Raw genomic sequence first — 21597 nt, forward strand, 5'->3', positions numbered from 1 at the left:
AGATTACAGCTTGCTATAAACTTAGATAAAAAGCACGGGATTCTCGAAAACTAATAAAAATTAATCCATGAAAATTAATTTAAAAACACATAATCTATCTTTTTTATAACCGAAGTCCGTAACTTCACATCAAGATGAACAAGTTACTGATCAATACCCCACAAAACGTAAACTTCGAATATAAGCTCGCATCTGTAGGTTCGCGCTGTATCGCTTTTGGGTTGGATTATGGTATTATGATATTGTATGCCATCTTTACATTTACCCTTCTTTCCAAGATGGGTCTGTTTAATTCTTCTGACCCTTGGCTCAGTTGGGGAATTGCTTCTTTCGCTACCTTACCTATTTTTCTGTATCCTCTTCTTTTTGAGACCCTGATGGAAGGTCAGACTATCGGAAAGCGAATTATGAAAATAAAAGTCGTTAAGATAGACGGCACCCGAGCCACATTCTATCAATATTTTATACGCTGGGTGTGTAATGCAGTGGACATATTCATGAGCATGGGAGGACTGGGGCTCACAAGTATTATATTATCCAAAAAAAGTCAACGTATTGGAGATATTGCCGCAGAAACGGCCGTTATCAATATCAAAGAAAACATAGGTTTAAAAGAAACACTATTTGAGGAAATTACGGCAACGCACAACATTATATATCCGGAGGTCATTAGGCTTGCTGACCGGGATCTCAACGAGATCAAAGAAATATATCACACCGGATACCGCAGAAAAAACTATACAATTATCCAGGCCTTGGCGGCCAAAGTAGAAATCCTACTGGGTGTAAAAGCAAACATACACCCAGAGGACTTTATAAGTCAAGTCATAAAGGACCACTATTACATGTTCAAAGAACAATAATAGCACTATTCACCCTATGCTATTGTCGCTGAAGATGTCTGTGCCTGTCTATCGACTTTTTTAACCAATCCTTGCAACACATTCCCAGGTCCTACTTCAACAAATGATTCTGCCCCATCGACAAGCATGTGCTGAACAGTCTGTGTCCATCTTACGGCACCTGTCAACTGAGCTATAAGATTTTCTTTGATCTTAGCTGGATCTGTATAAGGTTTGGCGTCCACATTCTGGTAAATTGGACAAGTTGGAGCCGTGATAACAGTGGCTTCAATAGCGGCCTGTAACTCAACCTTTGCTGGCTCCATCAGTGGGGAGTGAAAAGCTCCTCCAACATTCAGTTTCAACGCACGCTTTGCGCCTGCCTCAGTCAACAATGCACATGCTTTGTCTATTCCTGCGATAGAACCCGAAATAACTAGCTGACCTGGGCAGTTATAGTTTGCTGGAACCACAACATCCTCTACCTGTGCACAAATCCGCTCAACGGTTTCGTCATCCAATCCAAGAATTGCCGCCATCGTAGAAGGTTCCACTTCACAGGCTTTTTGCATCGCATTTGCACGTTGTGCGACAAGCTTCAACCCGTCTTCAAATGACAAAGCTCCAGCGGCAACCAAAGCAGAGAACTCGCCTAATGAGTGTCCTGCAACCATCGTAGGATTAAAACTATCGCCCAGCGCCTTTGCAAGAATAACAGAATGCAAAAATATAGCCGGTTGTGTTACTTTCGTCTGTTTAAGATCTTCATCCGTACCTGCAAACATGATATCAGTGATACGAAATCCTAAAATGTCGTTCGCTTGTTCAAATAGTGCTTTTGTTTCTGCATTCAGGTTATAAAGATCTTGTCCCATTCCCACGAATTGGGCTCCCTGACCAGGAAAAATGTAAGCTGTTTTCATTTGTAAATTATTAGTTTTTTAATAGCCGTCCGCCAGCTGGCGGATCCAGATTTCATCCATTCCTGTTCATGTCATCGCTACTACAGTGATATTTCAGGTGTGAATGATTTATGTTTTAAAGATAATTACTTTTCGGGCATAAATCTTAAAGATACTAAGCGTTTCTCGTCAAAGAAGATATTCGACAGTTCGAAAAGATCTTGCACACTGACCTTATCGATGCTACCCAGTACATCTTCCAAAGAAATAACCCGTCCGTAATCTATAATATTCTTTGCCTCGGCAATAACCATACTCATTCTGTTTTCTTCAGCTAAGGCAATCTGTCCTTTAAATTTCTGTTTTGCTCTAGTCAACTGATATTCAGAAACAGGCGTGTTTTTAAGTTTATTTAATTCCTTAAAAACCAGCGAAACGGCCTTATTTAGCTTCTCTTCATCTGTACCCAGGTAAATACTGATACTCCCGGTATCTTTATACATGGTAAAATTAGACTCGATCGTATAAGCAATACCATATTTTTCACGAATACCGAGATTAAGGATCGAACTCATCCCATACCCTCCGAGCATATTATTAAGTAAAAGCAGTCCGGTTTTCCGCTCATCGTAGACTCCAAAAGTCTGCCCACCCAACATATAATGTGCTTGATTGATTGGTTTTTCAACAATCTGATTAATGTTGTTTACAACGGGGACAACTTGTGTCGGGGTATCTAAGAGATTAGGCTTAATTTTTCCAAAAATACGCTCTGCTAATCGTTTTACTTGGGTCAATGAATAATCCCCCGAAATAGCGATAACGATTTCCGAGGTGCTGTAGGTATCCTGCATAAAACGAAGAATGTCCGACTTCGTAATAGACTTTAGATCGTCTTCTAAACCTAATATATTATGTCCCAACCCAGATCCCTGAAATAAAAGGTCTTCAAAATCATCCATTATTGACTCTTCAGGGCTATCTAGATAGGAGGCGATTTCGTCTAAAACGACGCCCCGCTCTTTCTCTATCTCTGTATCAGGAAAGGTAGAGTGAAATAAGACGTCTTCAAAAAGATCTAATGCCCGCTCCAAATAGGGATTCAGGAACGAAGCGTGCAAACAGGTGTATTCTTTTGTGGTATAGGCATTCAAATCACCTCCTACGTGCTCCAACCGATTCAAAATCTGATTGGTCGACCGCTTTTCAGTACGCTTAAAAACAAGGTGTTCAATAAAATGAGCCATCCCAAACTTACCCTCTTGCTCATTCCTAGATCCGGTATTTACGAGAATACAGCTATGGGTGATAACTGATTTTTGAAAATGCAATAATACGCGTATACCGTTATCCAATTGGATAAGATTGTACTCCTTCATTCAGATGGATTTTTTAATAATGAATGCAAAGTTACGTAATTAAAAACACAAAAGGCGCTCCTTAATACTTGAACGCCTTTTGTGTATATATGGATTACAGAAGCCCCTACATTCGTGGTCTCATGCTTCGCCATGGACTATTGTCTTCCATCGGATTCACTCCGGAAAATTTTTGTAGCTTGAATGTAAATGTCAACATAAAGTAACGGGCCAAGCGGTTGGTACGACTGTCTGTCAGTTCCTGAGCAACAGTCCGATTGATATTCACCTGCTCATTTAATAAGTCAAACGCCTGTAAGCGAATGGTTCCGCGCTGACCTTTCAGCAATTTCTGCTCGACATAAGTATTGATAATAAATGGATTCACATTACTCGCATACCCACGGTTAAATTCTTTCGAGACGTCCGCTCCGAAAATAGTGGTCGGAGTAATATTTACAGACCCAATAATAGATGGAGCAACCTTTGACGTATTAGGTGACTCCAATTTTGCAAGCGAAGTCCTTGTCATATTATAAGAATACCTTACACCTGGATTAATCTCTAAATTTTCAGAAGGATTATAACGGAAAAACAACATCTGACTAATAACAGTATTGTTTGTAACAACCTTATCAAACGTGCCACCGGTCTCATTCTGATTCAAATAGGAAATACCGTGGTTATAATTCACACCACCCCCATACATAATATTATAGGTTTTTTCTTTCAACGATCTTCCCCAGTGATAAAATGTACTTAAAGAGTATACCGGATCAGATTCATTCTGATAACCCGTCTCTTGAAAAATACCATCGCCTTCTTTAGCATAGCGTCTGCTCATAGTTACTATTTTATCCTGTGTATATTCTCCACGAAGCATAGCGAAAAATGTTTTCCCTTTCTGAAAATCACCACTTCTGAAACGCATTCTTAAAGAATGGTTAAATTCTGGATCAAGATCCGAATTACCCAAAGTAAGGTTTGTTCTATTGGTGCTCACCTCAAATGGGAGAATCTGAGAAAGTGTCGGTTCTACCGATTTCCCGCTATAATTAATGGTAATATTAGACTGTTTTGAGAACTTGTATTCAAACCTCGCAATAGGCATAATATTGAAGTTAGACCGGTCGATTGTAGCAGAGGCATCTGCACTACTCGCATTACCCTTTAATAGTGACGGTTGCACAGCAGCTCCTATGGAGTATTTAATCTTATCATTATCATACATAAAGCTAGCGCCCACCCGATGTGTAGTAAATGCATAATCGTAATTATATACGTAATTCTTCACCCCGGATAGTTCTGGATCGGTTATCAACTGATTGTTGATATCATAAGCATTCTGCTTGTCCTTATTGTCGTAATCATTATTATTAAAGTCATAGGTGACTTCTAGCTTGCTCTTTTCCGACAGTGGCTCCGTATAAGAAACTGAAGCTCCCGCATTCCAACTTTTGTTCTGGGCATCACGCAGTGTCTGTACATAAACATCCTTTATCGATTCGTTCTGATTTGCCGGATCGTAAATTTTCTGATTTAATATTTCATTAAACTCATTCTCAGTGACCGCATTATCGTAATTCAGGTTAAAGAACAAATTCCGGCCTTTGTCATTCAGCTTTCGGTTATATAATCCCGAAAAATTATATCGAGGCGCATTAGAACCTGAGTTCAAATCAGTCACCTGTATATTATCTTTCAATAGATTCTTTAAGTAGGTAGCAGTATTAACCGACCTCGTCGTGTTATCACTAAATCCGAGTTGTGGGGTTATTTTAATATAATCTTTATCCGAAATATTCCATTCCAGGTTTCCTTCGAAACGATGATCGGCACGAATACTGTTCTTGTCGTCCTCCAACTCACGGGTTAAGCCCTTTTGGTCTCCCAAGAACTCTGTGAACGAATTTGACAAAGTATTGTTATCGTCTCTCCCGAACGAATAGCTACCGTAAGCTTTCAATTTATCGGAAAAATCGTGGCGAATATTAACGCCGATGGACCCTGTATTAGTAATCCCCTCAGAACCACCGAACATACCTCCAGGGCCCCGTCCGCCGCCTCCTCCTTGTCGTCCTCTAGCTCCTCCTCCCATCGAATTAAAATCAAAGAGATTGGCATTCATATTATTCAGATTACCCAATACCGACACTTGGGATTTGTCCTTAAAGCCCATAAACATTCCTGTAGTCTGATAACGCTCTTCTGTCCCCGCCCCTACACGTAACGTCGTTACATACCCTTCATTGTATTTGGGATCAATCTGTATATTCAACACCTTGGTCGATTCGCCTGATTTATTACCAGTAAGATTAGCCATGTCTCCAAAATCATCCACAATCTGCATTTTTTCAATGATATTGGCAGGAAGATTCTGCGTAGCTGTTTTGACATCGCCTCCAAAAAAGTCCTTTCCGTTGATGCGCACACGAGTTACCTGCTCACCCTGAGCGGTCACATTTCCATCTTTATCCACCTCTACTCCCTGCAATTTCTTTAGGGCATCTTCTGCCACAGATCCTTCGCGTAATTTTAAATCCTTAGTAGAATATTCTACGGTATCCCCCTTGACCTGAACCGTAACAACACCGTTGATAACAACCTCTTCCAACATATTGGGGATCCCTAACAGGATAATGTTAGGCACTAGCATCCTATTATCCTCAACAGGAGTAAACGTATAGTTTTTCTCAAACGGCTCAAATCCTAAACTGGAAACTTTAATCTTGAAAGATTGATCCTTCAGGTTATTAAAGGTATAAATTCCACCAACGGAAGAACTGGTCTTTAGCGTATCTGTCCCTGCAATATAATGCACAGATGCGCCAGCAATAGGCCTTGACAAAGAATCCCGAAGAAATCCCTGCACAATCTTATTAGATTGTGCCTGAACAGAAAAACTAACGAATAGGGCCAACGCCACACCCCATGTCTTTAAAAAATCCATATGTTTATATTCTCTCTATTTTATTGTACCGAAGAGCCAAACCATTGTCTCCTCTTTGTACGGATTTTTCAGCACTGTCCCTGTGGGACCTGCGCCATAAACCTGTACATTGCTTGGCCTATTACGCGAATCTCCTGTTTTTTTCATTTGAAAAAACTGCGTATTAATCCCTACCTGCACCGCAACCCTATCACTCTTAAAATCGATCAACTCCAAGGGAATAACAGATTCGTAGACCAAGACATTCTGCTCATCAAATCGTGCTACCGCTTGGATACCATAGGTATTATCAAAGGACAAAAGTCCATCAACGACCTTACTAAAACCTGATATCAGGTATCCTCGAACACTTTTTAACAGCTCATCCTTTATATTATTTGCATCAAAGCCATCATCCTGGCTCAAGGCCCGCAATCGCTCTCTATCTACAAACGGGTATACAAGCTTAGCCCCTTCTTTTTTCTTTTCATTATAGCTAATATTTACAAAGACACCATTGCGCAATGCCTCCCGCTGTAACATATCATCTTTAACACGTACTGCGATAAACAGTTTGTCTCCATTCTTACTGACGCCAAAAGACCAAAAATCACTTTCGGGATTATACAATTTATCGGACCATTCCGTGAGATTACCATCTAAAGCAACTTTCTCAACATTCTGGAAAGTATAATCCTGTTTTTTTTTCTTCTGTGCAAATAGCACGAATGGGCAGCAACAGATCAGAAATAGGATATTAAATTTATTCATCAGCAATTTATGTTTACTTTTACAGGACAAAGAGATGTAAAAGTTTCTTTAAATCGTCAATATCTTTACAAAAAAATGAAGAAGTAGTGTAAATAAGTGTTAACATGACGATATCACAGATAAGTTACACTGAAAATCAAAATATGCTTTTATCCCAATTTCAGAATGAATTCGTAGAAGCCGGATGCGATGAGGCAGGTCGTGGATGCCTCGCCGGCCCTGTCTTTGCTGCTGCCGTTATATTTCCAAAGGACTATTACAATCCCATTCTCAATGACTCAAAAAAACTGTCAGAAAAGAAAAGGAATGAACTCCGTCCAATAATAGAAAGGGAAGCTTTAGCTTTTGCTGTCTGTAGCGTGACACCCCAAGAAATCGACAAGATAAATATTCACAATGCGTCTTATAAAGCCATGCACTTAGCTCTGGATGCGCTAAGCCTCACGGCAGAACATTTGATTATTGATGGCAATAAATTTATACCCTACAAAACAGTACCTCATACCTGTATTGTAAAAGGCGATGGTAAATACCTATCAATTGCAGCGGCATCTATTCTCGCTAAAACATATAGAGATGAATACATGGATAGGATTGCGGACGAATTCCCTCAGTATGAATGGCGCTCAAACAAAGGATATCCAACCATTGTACATCGAAAAGCCGTATTAGAGCATGGGCCAACGATACACCATAGACGTACATTCCGAGTTACGGATCCGCAGCTAAAACTAGAATTATAAAGAAACGGGCTACCTAAAATTAGGTAGCCCGTTTCTTTGTCGTAGTATATACAGTATGTTAGTTGGAAGCTTTCTTTCTTCTACTCGAAATCACTACTACTCCTGCCAAACCAGCAACCAAGATGATAGAACCTATTAAAGACACGATATTCGAAGTCTTCATTGTCGGTGAATCGAAAACAAACTCGACTTTATGATTTCCACCAGGCAACTGCAAGCCTCTCAATATATAATCGGCCCGGATGATAGGAACTTCTTCGCCATCAACATATGCTTTCCACCCCTTATCATAATATACTTCGGAGAATACAGCAAAGACGTCATTCGGCGCCGTATACTCGTACTCCATTTTGTCAGGATGGTAGGATGTAAGCTTGATATCAGCGTTATTTGGACGGCCCAACCGAGCGGCGTTAACTTTACCTTTAAACTCATCGTGCACAAAAGCTTCTTTCGCTGGATCGAAACTACTGATAGCCTGCATCTCCTGTGCATTATCCTTGACAAAGGTTACCTTGTCGACAAACCAGGCATTTCCTGCCGCCGTAGATCTACGCTGAATACGCTCCGCTCCATTGTTCGGATCACGGGTGATAACGTAACGAACATTAAACATATCCAAGACATCTTCATTGATAGCACCATTGAACTGATGCTCCAATAGTTCCTGAAAACGCATCAATTTAGCAGCATGATATCCACCTAGACTTTTATGAAAATAGGAGGCTTTAGCATCTGAAAACGGGTTTGTCGTCATATCAAGCACCCGGTAGTGTGGATCCTTATCCATACGAATGAGCTGATCCACCTCCCGCTCCTGAATAGGATTTTTTGTAAGGCTTTCATCAACAAATGTATCATTGTTCAGATAACGCTTATCCACCGTCCAAAGATCCAATAGTGTAATAAGACCTATTCCTATCACCAAAACATTGGCAGAAAGCTTCTTCTTAACAAAGAACCAGGTCAAAGCAAAAACGACAAGTACGATTCCGAAGGACCGCCAAGCATCGGCAGAAGCAAGATCTGCCCTGTCTTTTATTAGCTCAGCCGAAAGCTGGTTCGCAAGAGTTGCATCCCCAAAGTTTTGCGTTAGCATACTTATAAACTCCTGATGAGTCGAGGCTTTAAACGCAAGAATATTCGGCATCAACGCTACGGCGACACAAATAATACCGACAATACCAAAACTGTAAAGTACCTTTTTATCCAACTGAACAATCTCACTACCTCTATTGATCAATTCATTGACCGTCAAAATAGCCAGTAATGGAATCAAAATAGATGGAATAATCAGAATAGATTCTACTGCCCTAAATTTGTTATACATCGGGAAGTAATCAAAGAACAAATCAGAAACGAAAGGAAAGTGCCGACCGAATGATAAAAGAATGGTGAGTCCAATCGCGGATAGTATCCACCATTTTAATCTGTCCTTGACAATAAAAATACCTAAAACGAACAAGAAGATAATGCCCGCACCAAAATACCAAGGTCCAGATGTAAAGCTTTTCTCTCCCCAATACGTAGGCAAACTCTGCGCCATCTGTAGTGCCTGGTTTTGAGGCACTCCTAATCCAAGAAAAAACTTAACAACATGAGAATCTGCGCCTAATACTCCCTGGCTTTTTCCACCATAAGCATTAGGTATCAAAAAGGTAATATTCTCACCGACTCCCTGGCTCCAGGCATACGCATAGTCTTTATCTAATCCTGCACTTTTGCCACCTTCTTCAACCTTTACGATATTTGCCTTACCACGAGTGGTCAATTTGCTGTACTCATAAGTAGGGAATAAAACGGTCGCATTGACAGCTACCGCAATAGCTACGGCTCCCAACTGTAGACCGGTAGCTTTTGCAAAAGCAGGAAGCTTTTTGTCGCGAATAGCATAATATAACTCAAACCCAACGAAAACCAACAATGCAATAAACAAATAATAGGTCATCTGCACGTGATTGGTCCGGATTTCCAATGCAAGAAATACAGCCAACAAAATCGGCCCCCATAACTTACTTCCCCGATAACACAGCAGGACAGCTCCAATGATAGGTGCTAAATAAGCAATAGCATAGGCTTTATTGACGTGACCTGCTTCTATATAAATAAAGTTATAAGACGAAAAGGTAATCGCTATAGCACCTACAGCTGCTAACCAAGGTTTTATCCGAAGGACACAAAGCAAAAAATAACTTCCCAGAAGGTAAATTAAAACAACGTCAGCAGGTAAAGGGAAAACCGTCTTTATAAAGCGACTGACATAAGTCGTAATATTCGTCGTATGCTCATACCAAATTTGATAAGTAGGCATCCCTCCAAACATCGAATTGGTCCACTGTGGCGCATGTCCGTCTTTGGCCTTGTAATCGAAAAGCTCTTTTTGGCTTCCCATCGCCTGCATAACGTCATGTTGCGACAATGCTTTTCCCTGCCAAACTGGAGAGAAGTAAAAAAACACTAACACAAAGAATATCGCAATAACAATTAAATGCGAGGAATTCTCTTTAAACCAATTTTTCATCAAATAATTTTTCTTTTAAAGGTTATGAATTCACCATGAGCATATTTTTCTATCATAAAGCTCACCATGTATCCATGAATAAGTTAAGAGGTTATGCCTTTTATAAAGCTCAAACCTACATAAATTCATTTTTATATGCAATATAATTGCGCCTCATATAAAAGGTATTTACAGCAGTATCCCTCCGGCTCCTAAATCAACTTTCTTTTTCAATCAATTTCTTAATATCTGAAAGCTCACCAAACAATACTAATAAGTCGTTTTCACACAATAAAGTGTCTGATTTCGCAATTCCAGAGGCTTCCTTACGATGTACGGTCTTACCTTTAGCAACCGCATCGGTCACTGTAACAGTCGTTAAGACAATGACCTTGTACCTATTGGTCAAGTCTGCATCTCTCAGTGTCATGCCTACATATTTGGAAGGCACTTTGGTCTCTATAATACTATATCTATCAGACACTTTGAAGGAATCAACGATATCGACATTATCCAATCGCATAGCGAGGCGTTCTGCGGCCTCCTCTTCGGGCATAATATATTCGTCTATCTGCATCGCCTCCATGACCGTCTTTTGTAGGTCAGAGACAACCCGCCCAATAATCCGTTTGACTCCAAGCTGTTTGACCAAAGCTGTTGTGAGTAAAGACGCGCCTTCATCTTCGCCGATAGCGATAATGACCGCATCACTATCCTTGAGTGGCAAGGAGGATACCGCCTCCCGATCAGTCGTATCCAGACAAACGGTATGGGTAATCTTGTCTTTCAACTGTTCAACAATCTGTATCTTTAAATCGGCCCCAATGACTTCATGCCCTAACTCGGTTAGGTGTATACCTAACGAGCGGCCAAAATGCCCAAGACCTAAAACTATATATTTCATCTATATGTCTATTTAGTACCCTAAAACAGAAGCTTTTCTGTTGGATAAATATAACTTTTGTTTTTCGTGTTTTTAATAAAAGCAACAAGCAATGTCAACATTCCGACCCGTCCCACGAACATCGTAAAAATGATAATCATCTTGCCTGTCGCACTCAATGACGGAGTTACTCCCAAGCTAAGCCCACAAGTGGTGTACGCGGAAACGGACTCAAACAGGAGTGCCTTCATCGGTTGGTCGGGGTCCGAAAAATTAAGTAGCACAAAAGAAAATGTAATCGTCAATACGGAAAGAACAATAATAGCAAATGCTTTATTGATTGATTCTGAAGCTATCTTCCTTTTGAAAAGTTCGATAGAATCTTTTCCTCGCGCTAATGAAAAAATATTCATAAAAGCGATTGCAACGGTGGTTACCTTCACCCCGCCCCCTGTCGAGCCAGGAGAAGCCCCTATCCACATTAACGTGGTCAACATAATCAATGTAGGTGTGCTCACGAAATTGACATCGACGCTGTTAAATCCCGCAGACCTGGAGGCATTTGCCATAAATAGGGAGGTAACCCATTCGCCTAGCACGCTCCTATCGGGGACCAGTGTATTATTTTGCTCCATCAAAAAATAAGAACCCGTCGCCATAATGACAACAATTGCATTACACAAGAGTATAAACTTGGTATTGAAGCTAAAAGGCTGGGCTTTGTGTTTGTATTTCTTTTTTAGAAACACCATACAGATCAAGGCGTTGACTTTGCCTTTGAGGTAAGTATAAAAGTTATACACTGTACCAAACCCTAATCCCCCCAAAACAAAGATCAAAACCAAAACAATCTGAAAGCTATAATTGTATCTGTACCCAGGATTACCGATTCCATCCGAAAGAATAGAAAATCCAGCATTACAGAAGGAAGAGATCGCATGAAAGGCAGAAAAAAATACACGCTCGGCAGAACTTTCAAAAAGTGTAGGATCTAATGTGAAATAGATAAATATACCTCCAATGAGCTCGAACAATAAAGTAATGAATATTATCGTCAGCAAAGTTGACACAACGTCATTGAGTTTGTTTTCTCCCAAGATTTCCCCAAACATCAGCTGGTTCTTAAACGAGAATCCCCCTGAAAAGAAATAACCAAAGAAACCTGTAAAGGTCATAATCCCCAATCCTCCAACCTGTATCAATAACATGATAATAGTCTGTCCAAACAATGAAAAATTGGTCGAAATATCCGTTACGGAAAGCCCTGTAATACACACCGCACTTGTAGCCATGAAAAAAGCGTCTACAAAGCCAAGAGGAGCTTCTAGAGTAGTCCTTGGCAACATGAGCAGTACCGTACCAATAAGAATCAGTCCGATGAAGCTGATTACAAATAATATTGTGGGATTGAAGTAAAAGTTATCAAAAAACAAACTGCTCTTTGATAGTTCGGATAGAAAGACAATTCCTATACCTAGATACAGCCACTCGTCTTTAACGAGGTAGTTGACCCATGTAAAGCCAGAAATACGGGACAAAGTGACAATCAAAAAATAAGCGATGACCACGATACCGGAGTAATGTGAAGCTGTAATACGCCTGAAGGCGAAAATAGAAGAGGCGCTACGGAAGAACTCTAACACAAATAGACCGTAGAACATAGCGACAATCGCTACTTTTGTGTGTTTTGCAATCTGTGCATTCGTAATGTAGCCTATGTGTACCAATACGGTCACAGCACATATCATGCTAACATAAAACATAATAAGGTCTACAGCCTTGTAACGGTATCGAAATACAAACTTTAAAAAATCTGCAATAGACTTCATACTACAAACATAGTAATATATATTTTTGCTGAAGTCAATTACTTCTCCTCTGCTTCAGTTTTTTCCTTCTTTTTAAACAGCCCCTTAAAGAATTGACCTGTCTTTTTTACTACTCCCTTTGCTTCTGCGCTCACCTCTTTCGCTTTCTCCGCTGTACCCAATAACTTGGCCTCTCGCTCAGGACTAATACCCGCACACTGTTTAATCCCCTCGAGAAGACTTTGCCAAAGTGTCTTGAAGAATGTATGTTCTGGTACACGTGTATAGTTAATCTTTCCAACATGATATTGCTCATTCGCGTCAGGGTTACTATCGTTAATCAAAATATGATTGACAAGGAAAGATGCTACTTTTGATTTTTTGCCATTTTCCTTCTCAGGTAGATCAATTTTTAAATTATTGTAATCAAATTTAAAGGAACCCCAGTTTTTACGATCGGTTCCTTCCATATTAAAAGCTATCTTTTTAATATTTCCAGAAGCAATCCCCACATTGAGTAATGGATGTAGAATACGGTTAAAAGCTGTCGCATTCATCGCTCCCAACGTACCACTATAAGTATGGTATCCATTTTTACTTAACATATCGAAACCAAATTTTGCATGGAGCCGTCCAGCCCCCATAACTTGTGCCACGAGATCAGCTCTCATATACTTATCTTTATGTAATAAAGTAGTGTCGTTCGTGACATTAGTAAGTGTTCCCTTGGCATGATTAAAGCTTATGGATCCTTCACGTCCAAATTTCGCACTCATCTCATGATAAGTTACGGTGATATTATCCACGAAAACGGTATCCAGTCGCAATAGCTTTTTTGCCTTCATCAGTTGCTGATGTGGAGAATGTCCTATTTTCACCACGGGGTATTTAGGGTATCTTTTATCAGCAGAGAGATCTACAGACCCGTTCTTTATCTGAACCTTAGCCGCAATAGTTTGTTGATTATCGATCAATCTCTTAAAATCAAGATGTTCCATGCGTAACGTATCAAACGCCAAAACAGCCATGGTCACATTCTGATTTTTTTTCTTAAAAAAAGCGGCCTTATTCATTTTAGGTCCATAAAAGACTTTGGTTAATAAGACATTCTGCTCTCTGGTATTTATCCTCAGGTCATCAAACTTAACGCGATAGTATCCATCCGGTAGGTCGTACTCAAAATGAGGAATCTGCACGTCAACCATTTTGGTGTAATAGAGACGTGAGGTATCAGCAAGAGAGGTCTCATCAACCAATACGTCATGAACATTGATATTCACCTGATCTAGACTGATGTGACTGGTATTCCCGGCTTCGATTTTAGAATACTTAAACTTTACATTATCAATTTTGATATCCTTTACATTGATAGACCTAACGATATCTTTTACATTTTCATATAGCGTTTTTTGCTTATGTTCAGAAATCGTATCGTTGTAGGCATGGTACTCACTGATAAGATGAATACTAGGCTCTTCAAACACAATAGAACTGATATTCAATCTCTTCTCAGACAACACATCCATAAGACTGAAGCGTCTTATCTTCAATGTCTTCAACTTAATATGATAACGGTTATTGGGAGCTTCTTTAGACAATACTTGCTGTCTATATACTGCCGAATCGGGAATCAATTCCGCGTTCCATAATGTCGCATTTCCGAGTGCGATATTCAGATCTAGGTCATCATACTTTAATGTATACAATCCGCCTGTGGATTTGTGCACAGCTTCTTTGAGCTTAGTCTCTACAATCGGTTTCCAATTTCTTCCATAATACCAAACCACCCCAGATATGCCCAATATAAGGACCAGCAATACAATCAGAATCCACTTCAACGCAAGCTTCATATTTGTTTCATTATTAATTTGAAAAAAAACAACCGAGGACGTATTTTGTTTTTTCTCAGATACGCGCTATTAACTGCGATTGTCTTCGTTGGCGTACATACTCAGATAACTCTCATAACGTGACTCTTCGATGTCACCCTGTTCGACAGCATCCAAAACAACACAACCAGGTTCATTGATATGACGGCAATTATTAAATCTGCACTTATTGAGATAGTACCTCATCTCGGGAAAGAAATGTGACAACTCCGTCTTTTCAATATCGACGATACCTAGCTCACGGATACCTGGGGTGTCAATCAGCTTGCCCCCAAAAGGTAGATCAATCATCTCAGCAAATGTGGTGGTATGTTTTCCTTTGTCAGACCAATCAGAAATACGCCCTGTACGTAGCTCCAATCCAGGCACAAGTCGATTGATTAATGTAGATTTTCCTACTCCGGAATGCCCTGAAACCAACGTAATTTTATCTTTCAGCACATCCTGCAGCACATCGACGTGTGTCCCTTCTAGTGCGGAAACATCATAACAGGGGTAACCTATATTTTCATAAATCGCTTTATACTGTTGTAAGATCTCTTTACCCTCTTCACTAAAGAGATCTAACTTATTAAAGACAAGTATAGCTGGAATTCCATACGCCTCAGCTGTCACCAGGAATCGGTCAATAAACCCTAGAGAAGTCGGCGGGGATGCTAAGGTCACCACCAAAATGGCCTGATCCAAATTGGCTCCCAAAATCTGTGTCTGCTTGGAGAGATTGACTGACCTCCGGATAATATAGTTTTTACGCGGTTCCAACGTTGTAATAATACCATTCTCGCCAGAAGACTCGACATCAAAGCCCACCCAATCGCCTACAGCAACAGGATTCGTGGTTTTTATCCCTTTTGTTCTGAATTTGCCCTTGATACGGCAATCATAAGAAACACCATCGTCTCCTAACACCTGATACCAACTACCGGTTGACTTTGTCACCAAACCTCTCATTTCCTATTAATGCTTATTTTATTAAGTAATAATCCCAATCTCCACAAAAGTCGCAAAAAATATCAATATTACAGCTTATTGTCTTCGCTCTTTCCTTCTCCTAAATGTAGGTAGTTGATGAAGGTTTTACTACCTTTGTCTAGTACACGTAAACATATTATTTGTGAAAAAACTTTTTCTTTTGGACGGGATGGCTCTTATCTACAGAGCGTACTTTGCACTCAACAAAGTTCCTAGGTTAACTTCATACGGACTCAATACCGGCGCTATAATGGGTTTTACAAACACTTTACTAGATGTTTTAAAAAACCAAAACCCAAGCCATATTGCTGTTGTGTTTGATACAGCTGCGCCAACAAACCGGCATATTGAGTTTGAAGCGTATAAAGCAAACCGCCAAGAGATGCCGGAGGATCTTTCTAAATCGATACCGTATGTATTTAAATTGATTGAGGGTTTTAATATCCCTCTGATTACAAAAGATGGTTATGAGGCAGACGATATCATAGGCACCCTTGCCAAGGAAGCTGAAAAAGAAGGATTCACAGTATACTGTATGACACCAGATAAAGACTTTGGGCAACTCGTTTCGGAGAACATCTTTATTTATAAGCCTGCCCGAATGGGGAATGGTGCGGAAGTACAAGGTGTCCCAGAAATACTGGAGAAATGGGAAATAACTGACGTATCTCAGGTAATCGATATTCTGGGACTCTGGGGAGATGCCGTAGATAACATACCTGGGATACCTGGGATTGGCGAAAAGACGGCTAAGAAACTGATACAAGAGTTTGGTAGTGTTGAAGGCATTATTGCCAATTCAGATAAACTGAAAGGAAAACAGAAAGAAAATGTAATCAATTACGCTGAGCAAGGATTAATTTCTAAAAAGCTGGCTACAATTCTTTTGGATGTTCCCGTAAAGCTGGACGAAGAACAACTACAGGTACAACCTCCAAATAAAGATATTCTCGAACCGTTATTTGCAGAACTAGAATTCAGGACACTGGGCAAACGCGTCTTTGGTGAAGAATTCTCTGTTGGAGATGCCACATCAAAAGCAACGTCAGGACAAATGGACCTCTTTGCGAGTGAACCAATGCTAGTAGAAGATAACACTTCTGCACCTTCAGTCGGTCCCAATAGCACGATTAAAGACACCGACCACACCTACATCCTGGTAGAAAGTGCCGAAGATATCAAAGATCTGGTAGCAGCGCTATCCAAACAACAAAAAATATGCTTCGATACGGAGTCCACTGGTGTAGATCCCCTATTAGCGGATATTGTGGGCCTATCTTTCTCCTTTGAAAAAGGGAAAGCCTACTATGTGCCGACTCCTTCTGATAGAGAACAGGCTTTGGACATCGTGGCCCATTTTAAAACTGTATTTGAAAACAGTGCTATTCAAAAAATCGGACAGAATCTCAAATATGACATTCTGCTCCTTTCGCGATATAATATCACAGTACAAGGCGACCTGTTCGATACGATGCTAGCACATTATCTAATTGATCCTGATACACGCCATGGCATGGATATCCTAGCGGAAACCTACCTAGGCTACACACCGATTTCCATAACAGAGCTCATCGGCAATAAAGGAAAAAACCAAGGCAATATGCGCGATGTACCCGTGGAGCAGGCGAAGGAATACGCAGCTGAGGATGCGGATATCACCTGGCAGCTATACGAAACATTTGCTCCACTCTTGTCTGAAACAGCAACTCAAGAGCTTGCAGAGAAAGTGGAATTCCCTTTGGTATATGTCCTTTCGGAAATGGAAAAAAATGGTGTTAAGATTAATATTGACACACTAAAAGTATTCTCACAATCCTTAGAGACAGACATTGCAACGCTAGAACAACGTATTTATGAGAAAACGGGTGTACAGTTCAATATTGCTTCGCCCAAACAGCTCGGCGAGGTTTTATTTGATAAACTGCAACTGGATCCGAAAGCCAAAAAGACAAAAACGGGGCAGTATAAGACCGGAGAAGAGGTCTTACTAGCGCTAGCGCATAAATCTGATATCGTGCAGGACATTTTGGATTTTAGACAGTATCAGAAGCTAAAATCTACTTATGTAGACGCACTACCCAATCTAATAAACCCAGAAACAGGACTAATACACACCTCCTATAATCAGGCTGTAGCTGCTACGGGACGTTTAAGCTCGACCAATCCGAACTTGCAAAACATACCTATACGGACAGAAAAAGGTCGCGAAGTACGTAAGGCATTTGTGCCTCGATCGGAAGACCACATCATCCTATCTGCCGATTATTCGCAGATCGAACTCCGAATTATGGCTGAATTAAGTCAAGATGAAAATATGCTGGAGGCATTTACATTAGGACACGATATCCATAAAGCAACAGCGGCTAGAGTATACGGTGTACCACTTGAGGAAGTAACCTCGGATCAACGTCGAAATGCAAAGGCTGTCAACTTTGGGATTATATATGGCCAGTCAGCTTTTGGACTCTCTCAAAATCTGGGCATATCCCGTAAGGAAGCGGCAGAGATTATCGACCAATATTTCACGCAGTACAAAGGAATCAAAAATTATATGTCCAAAGCAGTAGAGTCTGCAAAGGAAAAAGGTTATGCAGAAACTATCCTAAAACGAAGACGCTATTTAAGGGACATCAACTCGGCAAATATGACGGTGAGAGGATTTGCGGAGCGTAACGCGATAAACGCTCCAATACAGGGCTCTGCGGCTGACATGATTAAGATTGCCATGATACGCATTCAAAAGGATATTGAAGATCAGAAGCTAATTGGAAAGATGATCATGCAGGTTCATGACGAACTTGTATTTGACGTACCTAAGCATGAGATCGATGCATTCAAGCAGATTATAACGGAGCGCATGACCAAAGCTATTGAACTTCGTGTACCGATTGAAGTCGAAATTGGCGAGGGGCCGAATTGGCTTGCGGCTCATTAGATCGATTCAGAAAAAGAATATTTAAAGGAAGAGGGATGAAAAAAACAGCTTATTTGATTACGCTTTTGTGCACTATCCTTTTACAAGGGATTAACGCACAAGACAACAGGTCATTATATTTCGAAGACGCACCTAATAATATGATGCGCTTCTATTTTGATCAGAACTATTTTCTGGTCGACAAAAACTGTGAATTCAAATATTTTGAACGGGTATCTGCTTTCGATAAAAAAACGAACAAATTTGAGGGGGGATTTAAAGATTTTGACCTTAACGGTCGCCTAATCCTAACAGGACATTACCAAGAGGGCAAAAAGCAGGGGGAATTTAAAGCATTCCATCCCAATGGAGCCCTCAAATGGGAAACAAACTTTATAAATGATGCGCCCTCGGGTTCTTGGAAGTACTATTATCCGGATGGCAAACCAATGCTTTTTATCACCATAACCCCAAACGACTTTTATATAAATCAATACTGGAATAGAGAAGGAAACCAATTGGTCAAGGACGGAGAAGGAAAATACGACATCGACCTTCCTATTGTCGGCTTTACAGACCACGGATATACAAAATTCAACCGGCAGGGAAAAGTAAAAAATGGACAACCGGATGGCATATGGTACATATCGTTCGTGGATGAGAGAAAACGGCGGGATACACACCTTTTATGTATTGAACAATATGAGAATGGCCGTTTAAATGGTAAGAATTTTGAAGAGGGATTTGAGCACTTGCTCATTGCAGAAGAGGATTTTGTATTTACACCCAATGATTATTTTCCTCGGGCAGAATTCATGCTCAGTAAAAGATGCTCATTTGATGAATTTACGGGATTTAATATTTTTATCGCAAACAAATTTACGAAGTACTTAAGCGAGGCCGGTTATTCCAATAATCAGGATGTGCAGAAGGAAATAACCTACGTTGTCAACGTTTCGAAAACTGGTGTTCCTTCTTCTGCAAAATTGGAAAACATCGCATCTTTCTCCAAGGAAGAACGGTTTCATTTCAATCAGATGATTAACCAAATCGGGTATTACCTCCCTTCATATGAACAAAACAGCCCTATCTCGGATATACTTACGATAAAATTTGTAATACAGTCTCAGGGCGGTACAATACACATATCTCCTGTACAGATACAACGCGAAAAGGGTTTGTAGGATATTTACTTGAATTTATCTATGTTTGCAAAATAAAAGAGCTTTAAAATAAAGATTGACCATGAAATTTCACAAAGAAGGATATACCAGTTTAGCGTTAGTTGTTCTATTTATATTCATCATCAATGCTGTTGCAAATTATTATGATGCCAATCTTATCATAAAATGGTTCTTGTATCTTGTTTCGGCCTTTTTATTCGTTACCATCGTACAATTTTTTAGGAGCCCAATTAAGAAGATTCAAACCGACGAAAATGTTGTTTTGTGTCCCGCTGATGGCAAGGTGGTTGTAATCGAAGAAACGGAAGAAACTGAATATTTTAATGATAGACGAATCCAGGTTTCCATTTTTATGTCACCAATAAATGTACACGTAAACAGGAACCCCGTCTCTGGTATAGTATCTTTTTTCAAATACCACCCCGGAAAGTTTTTGGTAGCATGGCATCCAAAGTCATCTACAGAAAATGAACGCACGACAGTGGTTGTTAAAAAAGCAAATGGCGTGGAGGTATTATTCCGTCAGATTGCCGGTGCGCTAGCGCGTCGAATAGTATGGTATGTAAAAGAAAATCAAGCTGTTCAACAAGGTGAAGAGTTTGGTTTCATTAAATTTGGTTCACGTGTGGATCTTTTCTTACCCCTAGGAACGAAAATCGATGTAGCCATCGGTGACAAGGTCGTCGGAGGAAAAACTGTTATCGCTAGGTTTTAATATTAAATTAACATTAATATACCTATTTTTAGCCATGTAACAGTCTAGATAATGCTTCATAGACCAATTTTTGTTACAATTGAACATTAATTAATATAAAAGGTCTTTATGAATTTCAGGCTACTCGTTTTTTACATCTCTTTAGTAATTTCCCTGACTGTAGCTCTGGTAAGCATGTATTATGAAAGGAGTTGGAATCACTTTTTCATACTACTAGCGGTATCTTTTGTAGTCTCGTTCATAATCCTTAACAATGTATTACATCAATATATCAACAACCGGATTAGTAATATATACAAACTAATCCGTAGCCTAAAACTAGGCAAGGATATGAAAGAAGTGCTTGCTGAGCACGCCAGCGATGACCCTATAAAGGGAGCAGAACAGGAAGTTAGGGACTGGGCAAAACAAAAGTCTACAGAAATCGACCAACTTAAAGCCCAGGAAAAATTCCGAAGGGAATTTTTGTCAAATATTTCGCATGAGTTCAAAACGCCTCTCTTTGCTATACAAGGATATATAGAAACGTTACAGGATGGAATGATTGCAGACGATCCGGATATGGCATTGGTATTTTTAGACAAAGCCGCAAAAAATATTGACCGTCTCACCTACCTAATCAATGATCTGGATGAAATTTCTAAATTGGAATCAGGAAAAATATCCCTCAATATTCAAAAATTCGATATCGTCGAATTGATCCACGAAACCATTGATCATCTAATTGATAAAGCTAATAGACATAACATCAAGATTGTATTTAACACAAAGTCGAACCAAGCAATTCAAGTAAAGGGCGATCGACTGAAAATACAGCAAGTCTTAATCAATCTAATTGACAATTCTTTGAAATACGGGAAGAACGGAGGAAAAACGACTGTTAGTATATTCCCTCTTCTGGATCAAATATTAATTGAAGTAACAGACAACGGCTATGGTATAGAGGAAAAAAATCTGCCTCGTGTATTTGAGCGCTTCTTCCGAACGGACAAAAGTAGATCTCGTGACATTGGAGGATCTGGTCTTGGTCTTTCTATTGTCAAACATATATTGGAAGCACATCAACAAACCGTTAATGTGCGCAGTACAGAAGGAATAGGCACTACCTTTGGCTTTACACTATCCAAATCAAAGAACATTTAATTGGCCAATCTTTATCAAACTTAACATTAACTTAACATTAAGAT

15 protein-coding genes are annotated in these 21597 nt (G+C 39.9%); 6 read left to right on the forward strand and 9 right to left on the reverse strand.

The genetic code is table 11. From position 1 onward, the window contains the following. Positions 1 to 134 precede the first annotated feature (134 nt). Entirely contained in the window at positions 135 to 863 is a 729-nt protein-coding gene (locus tag JKG64_RS20415) for an RDD family protein (protein ID WP_210356117.1), read from the forward strand. 14 nt (positions 864 to 877) lie between these two features. Here JKG64_RS20415 and fabD read toward each other — a convergent pair whose 3' ends face one another. From fabD to JKG64_RS20435, 4 genes are all read right to left on the reverse strand, one after another. Next, positions 878 to 1765, reverse strand: coding sequence for an ACP S-malonyltransferase (gene fabD / locus JKG64_RS20420; RefSeq protein ID WP_210356118.1), 888 nt, complete (start codon positions 1763 to 1765; stop codon positions 878 to 880). Between the two features lie 125 nt (positions 1766 to 1890). Next, complete coding sequence (locus tag JKG64_RS20425) at positions 1891 to 3123, reverse strand: M16 family metallopeptidase (RefSeq protein ID WP_210356119.1); 1233 nt, start codon at positions 3121 to 3123, stop codon at positions 1891 to 1893. 106 nt (positions 3124 to 3229) lie between these two features. Next, on the reverse strand, positions 3230 to 6052 hold the full coding sequence (locus JKG64_RS20430) for an outer membrane beta-barrel protein (protein ID WP_210356120.1): 2823 nt from the start codon (positions 6050 to 6052) through the stop codon (positions 3230 to 3232). A gap of 15 nt (positions 6053 to 6067) precedes the next feature. Beyond that, on the reverse strand, positions 6068 to 6802 hold the full coding sequence (locus JKG64_RS20435) for a hypothetical protein (RefSeq protein ID WP_210356121.1): 735 nt from the start codon (positions 6800 to 6802) through the stop codon (positions 6068 to 6070). A gap of 143 nt (positions 6803 to 6945) precedes the next feature. Between JKG64_RS20435 and JKG64_RS20440 the strand changes: the two genes are divergently transcribed. Continuing rightward, positions 6946 to 7545: a ribonuclease HII gene (locus JKG64_RS20440; RefSeq protein ID WP_210356150.1), complete on the forward strand. Its 600-nt coding sequence runs from the start codon at positions 6946 to 6948 to the stop codon at positions 7543 to 7545. A gap of 58 nt (positions 7546 to 7603) precedes the next feature. Here the strand turns inward: JKG64_RS20440 and JKG64_RS20445 are convergent, their stop codons facing one another. The 5 genes from JKG64_RS20445 to rsgA all read right to left on the reverse strand — a co-directional run bounded on the left by JKG64_RS20445 (position 7604) and on the right by rsgA (position 15576). Continuing rightward, on the reverse strand, positions 7604 to 10066 hold the full coding sequence (locus tag JKG64_RS20445; protein ID WP_210356122.1) for a YfhO family protein: 2463 nt from the start codon (positions 10064 to 10066) through the stop codon (positions 7604 to 7606). Between the two features lie 196 nt (positions 10067 to 10262). After that, positions 10263 to 10949, reverse strand: a complete 687-nt coding sequence (locus tag JKG64_RS20450) for a potassium channel family protein (RefSeq protein ID WP_210356123.1) — start codon at positions 10947 to 10949, stop codon at positions 10263 to 10265. Between the two features lie 20 nt (positions 10950 to 10969). Next, positions 10970 to 12757 (reverse strand): TrkH family potassium uptake protein, encoded by a 1788-nt coding sequence (locus JKG64_RS20455; protein WP_246512713.1) that lies wholly within the window; start codon positions 12755 to 12757, stop codon positions 10970 to 10972. Positions 12758 to 12795: 38 nt separating this feature from the next. Further along, entirely contained in the window at positions 12796 to 14586 is a 1791-nt protein-coding gene (locus JKG64_RS20460; protein ID WP_210356124.1) for a hypothetical protein, read from the reverse strand. 69 nt (positions 14587 to 14655) lie between these two features. Further along, positions 14656 to 15576 carry a ribosome small subunit-dependent GTPase A gene (rsgA, locus tag JKG64_RS20465; RefSeq protein WP_202104218.1) on the reverse strand — a complete coding sequence of 307 codons (921 nt, stop codon included), beginning with the start codon at positions 15574 to 15576 and terminating at the stop codon, positions 14656 to 14658. A gap of 163 nt (positions 15577 to 15739) precedes the next feature. Between rsgA and polA the strand changes: the two genes are divergently transcribed. From polA to JKG64_RS20485, 4 genes are all read left to right on the forward strand, one after another. Further along, entirely contained in the window at positions 15740 to 18532 is a 2793-nt protein-coding gene (polA, locus tag JKG64_RS20470; RefSeq protein WP_210356125.1) for a DNA polymerase I, read from the forward strand. A gap of 35 nt (positions 18533 to 18567) precedes the next feature. Further along, positions 18568 to 19695 carry a toxin-antitoxin system YwqK family antitoxin gene (locus JKG64_RS20475; RefSeq protein WP_210356126.1) on the forward strand — a complete coding sequence of 376 codons (1128 nt, stop codon included), beginning with the start codon at positions 18568 to 18570 and terminating at the stop codon, positions 19693 to 19695. Between the two features lie 61 nt (positions 19696 to 19756). Beyond that, the gene (locus JKG64_RS20480) at positions 19757 to 20410 is read left to right on the forward strand and encodes a phosphatidylserine decarboxylase family protein (RefSeq protein ID WP_210356127.1); all 654 of its coding nucleotides are present in this window, start codon (positions 19757 to 19759) and stop codon (positions 20408 to 20410) included. Between the two features lie 108 nt (positions 20411 to 20518). Continuing rightward, positions 20519 to 21553, forward strand: coding sequence for a sensor histidine kinase (locus JKG64_RS20485; protein WP_210356128.1), 1035 nt, complete (start codon positions 20519 to 20521; stop codon positions 21551 to 21553). The last annotated feature ends 44 nt before the right edge of the window (positions 21554 to 21597 follow it).

Source organism: Sphingobacterium tabacisoli, from assembly GCF_017908035.1.
In the GTDB taxonomy this organism is placed as follows: Bacteria; Bacteroidota; Bacteroidia; order Sphingobacteriales; family Sphingobacteriaceae; genus Sphingobacterium; species Sphingobacterium tabacisoli.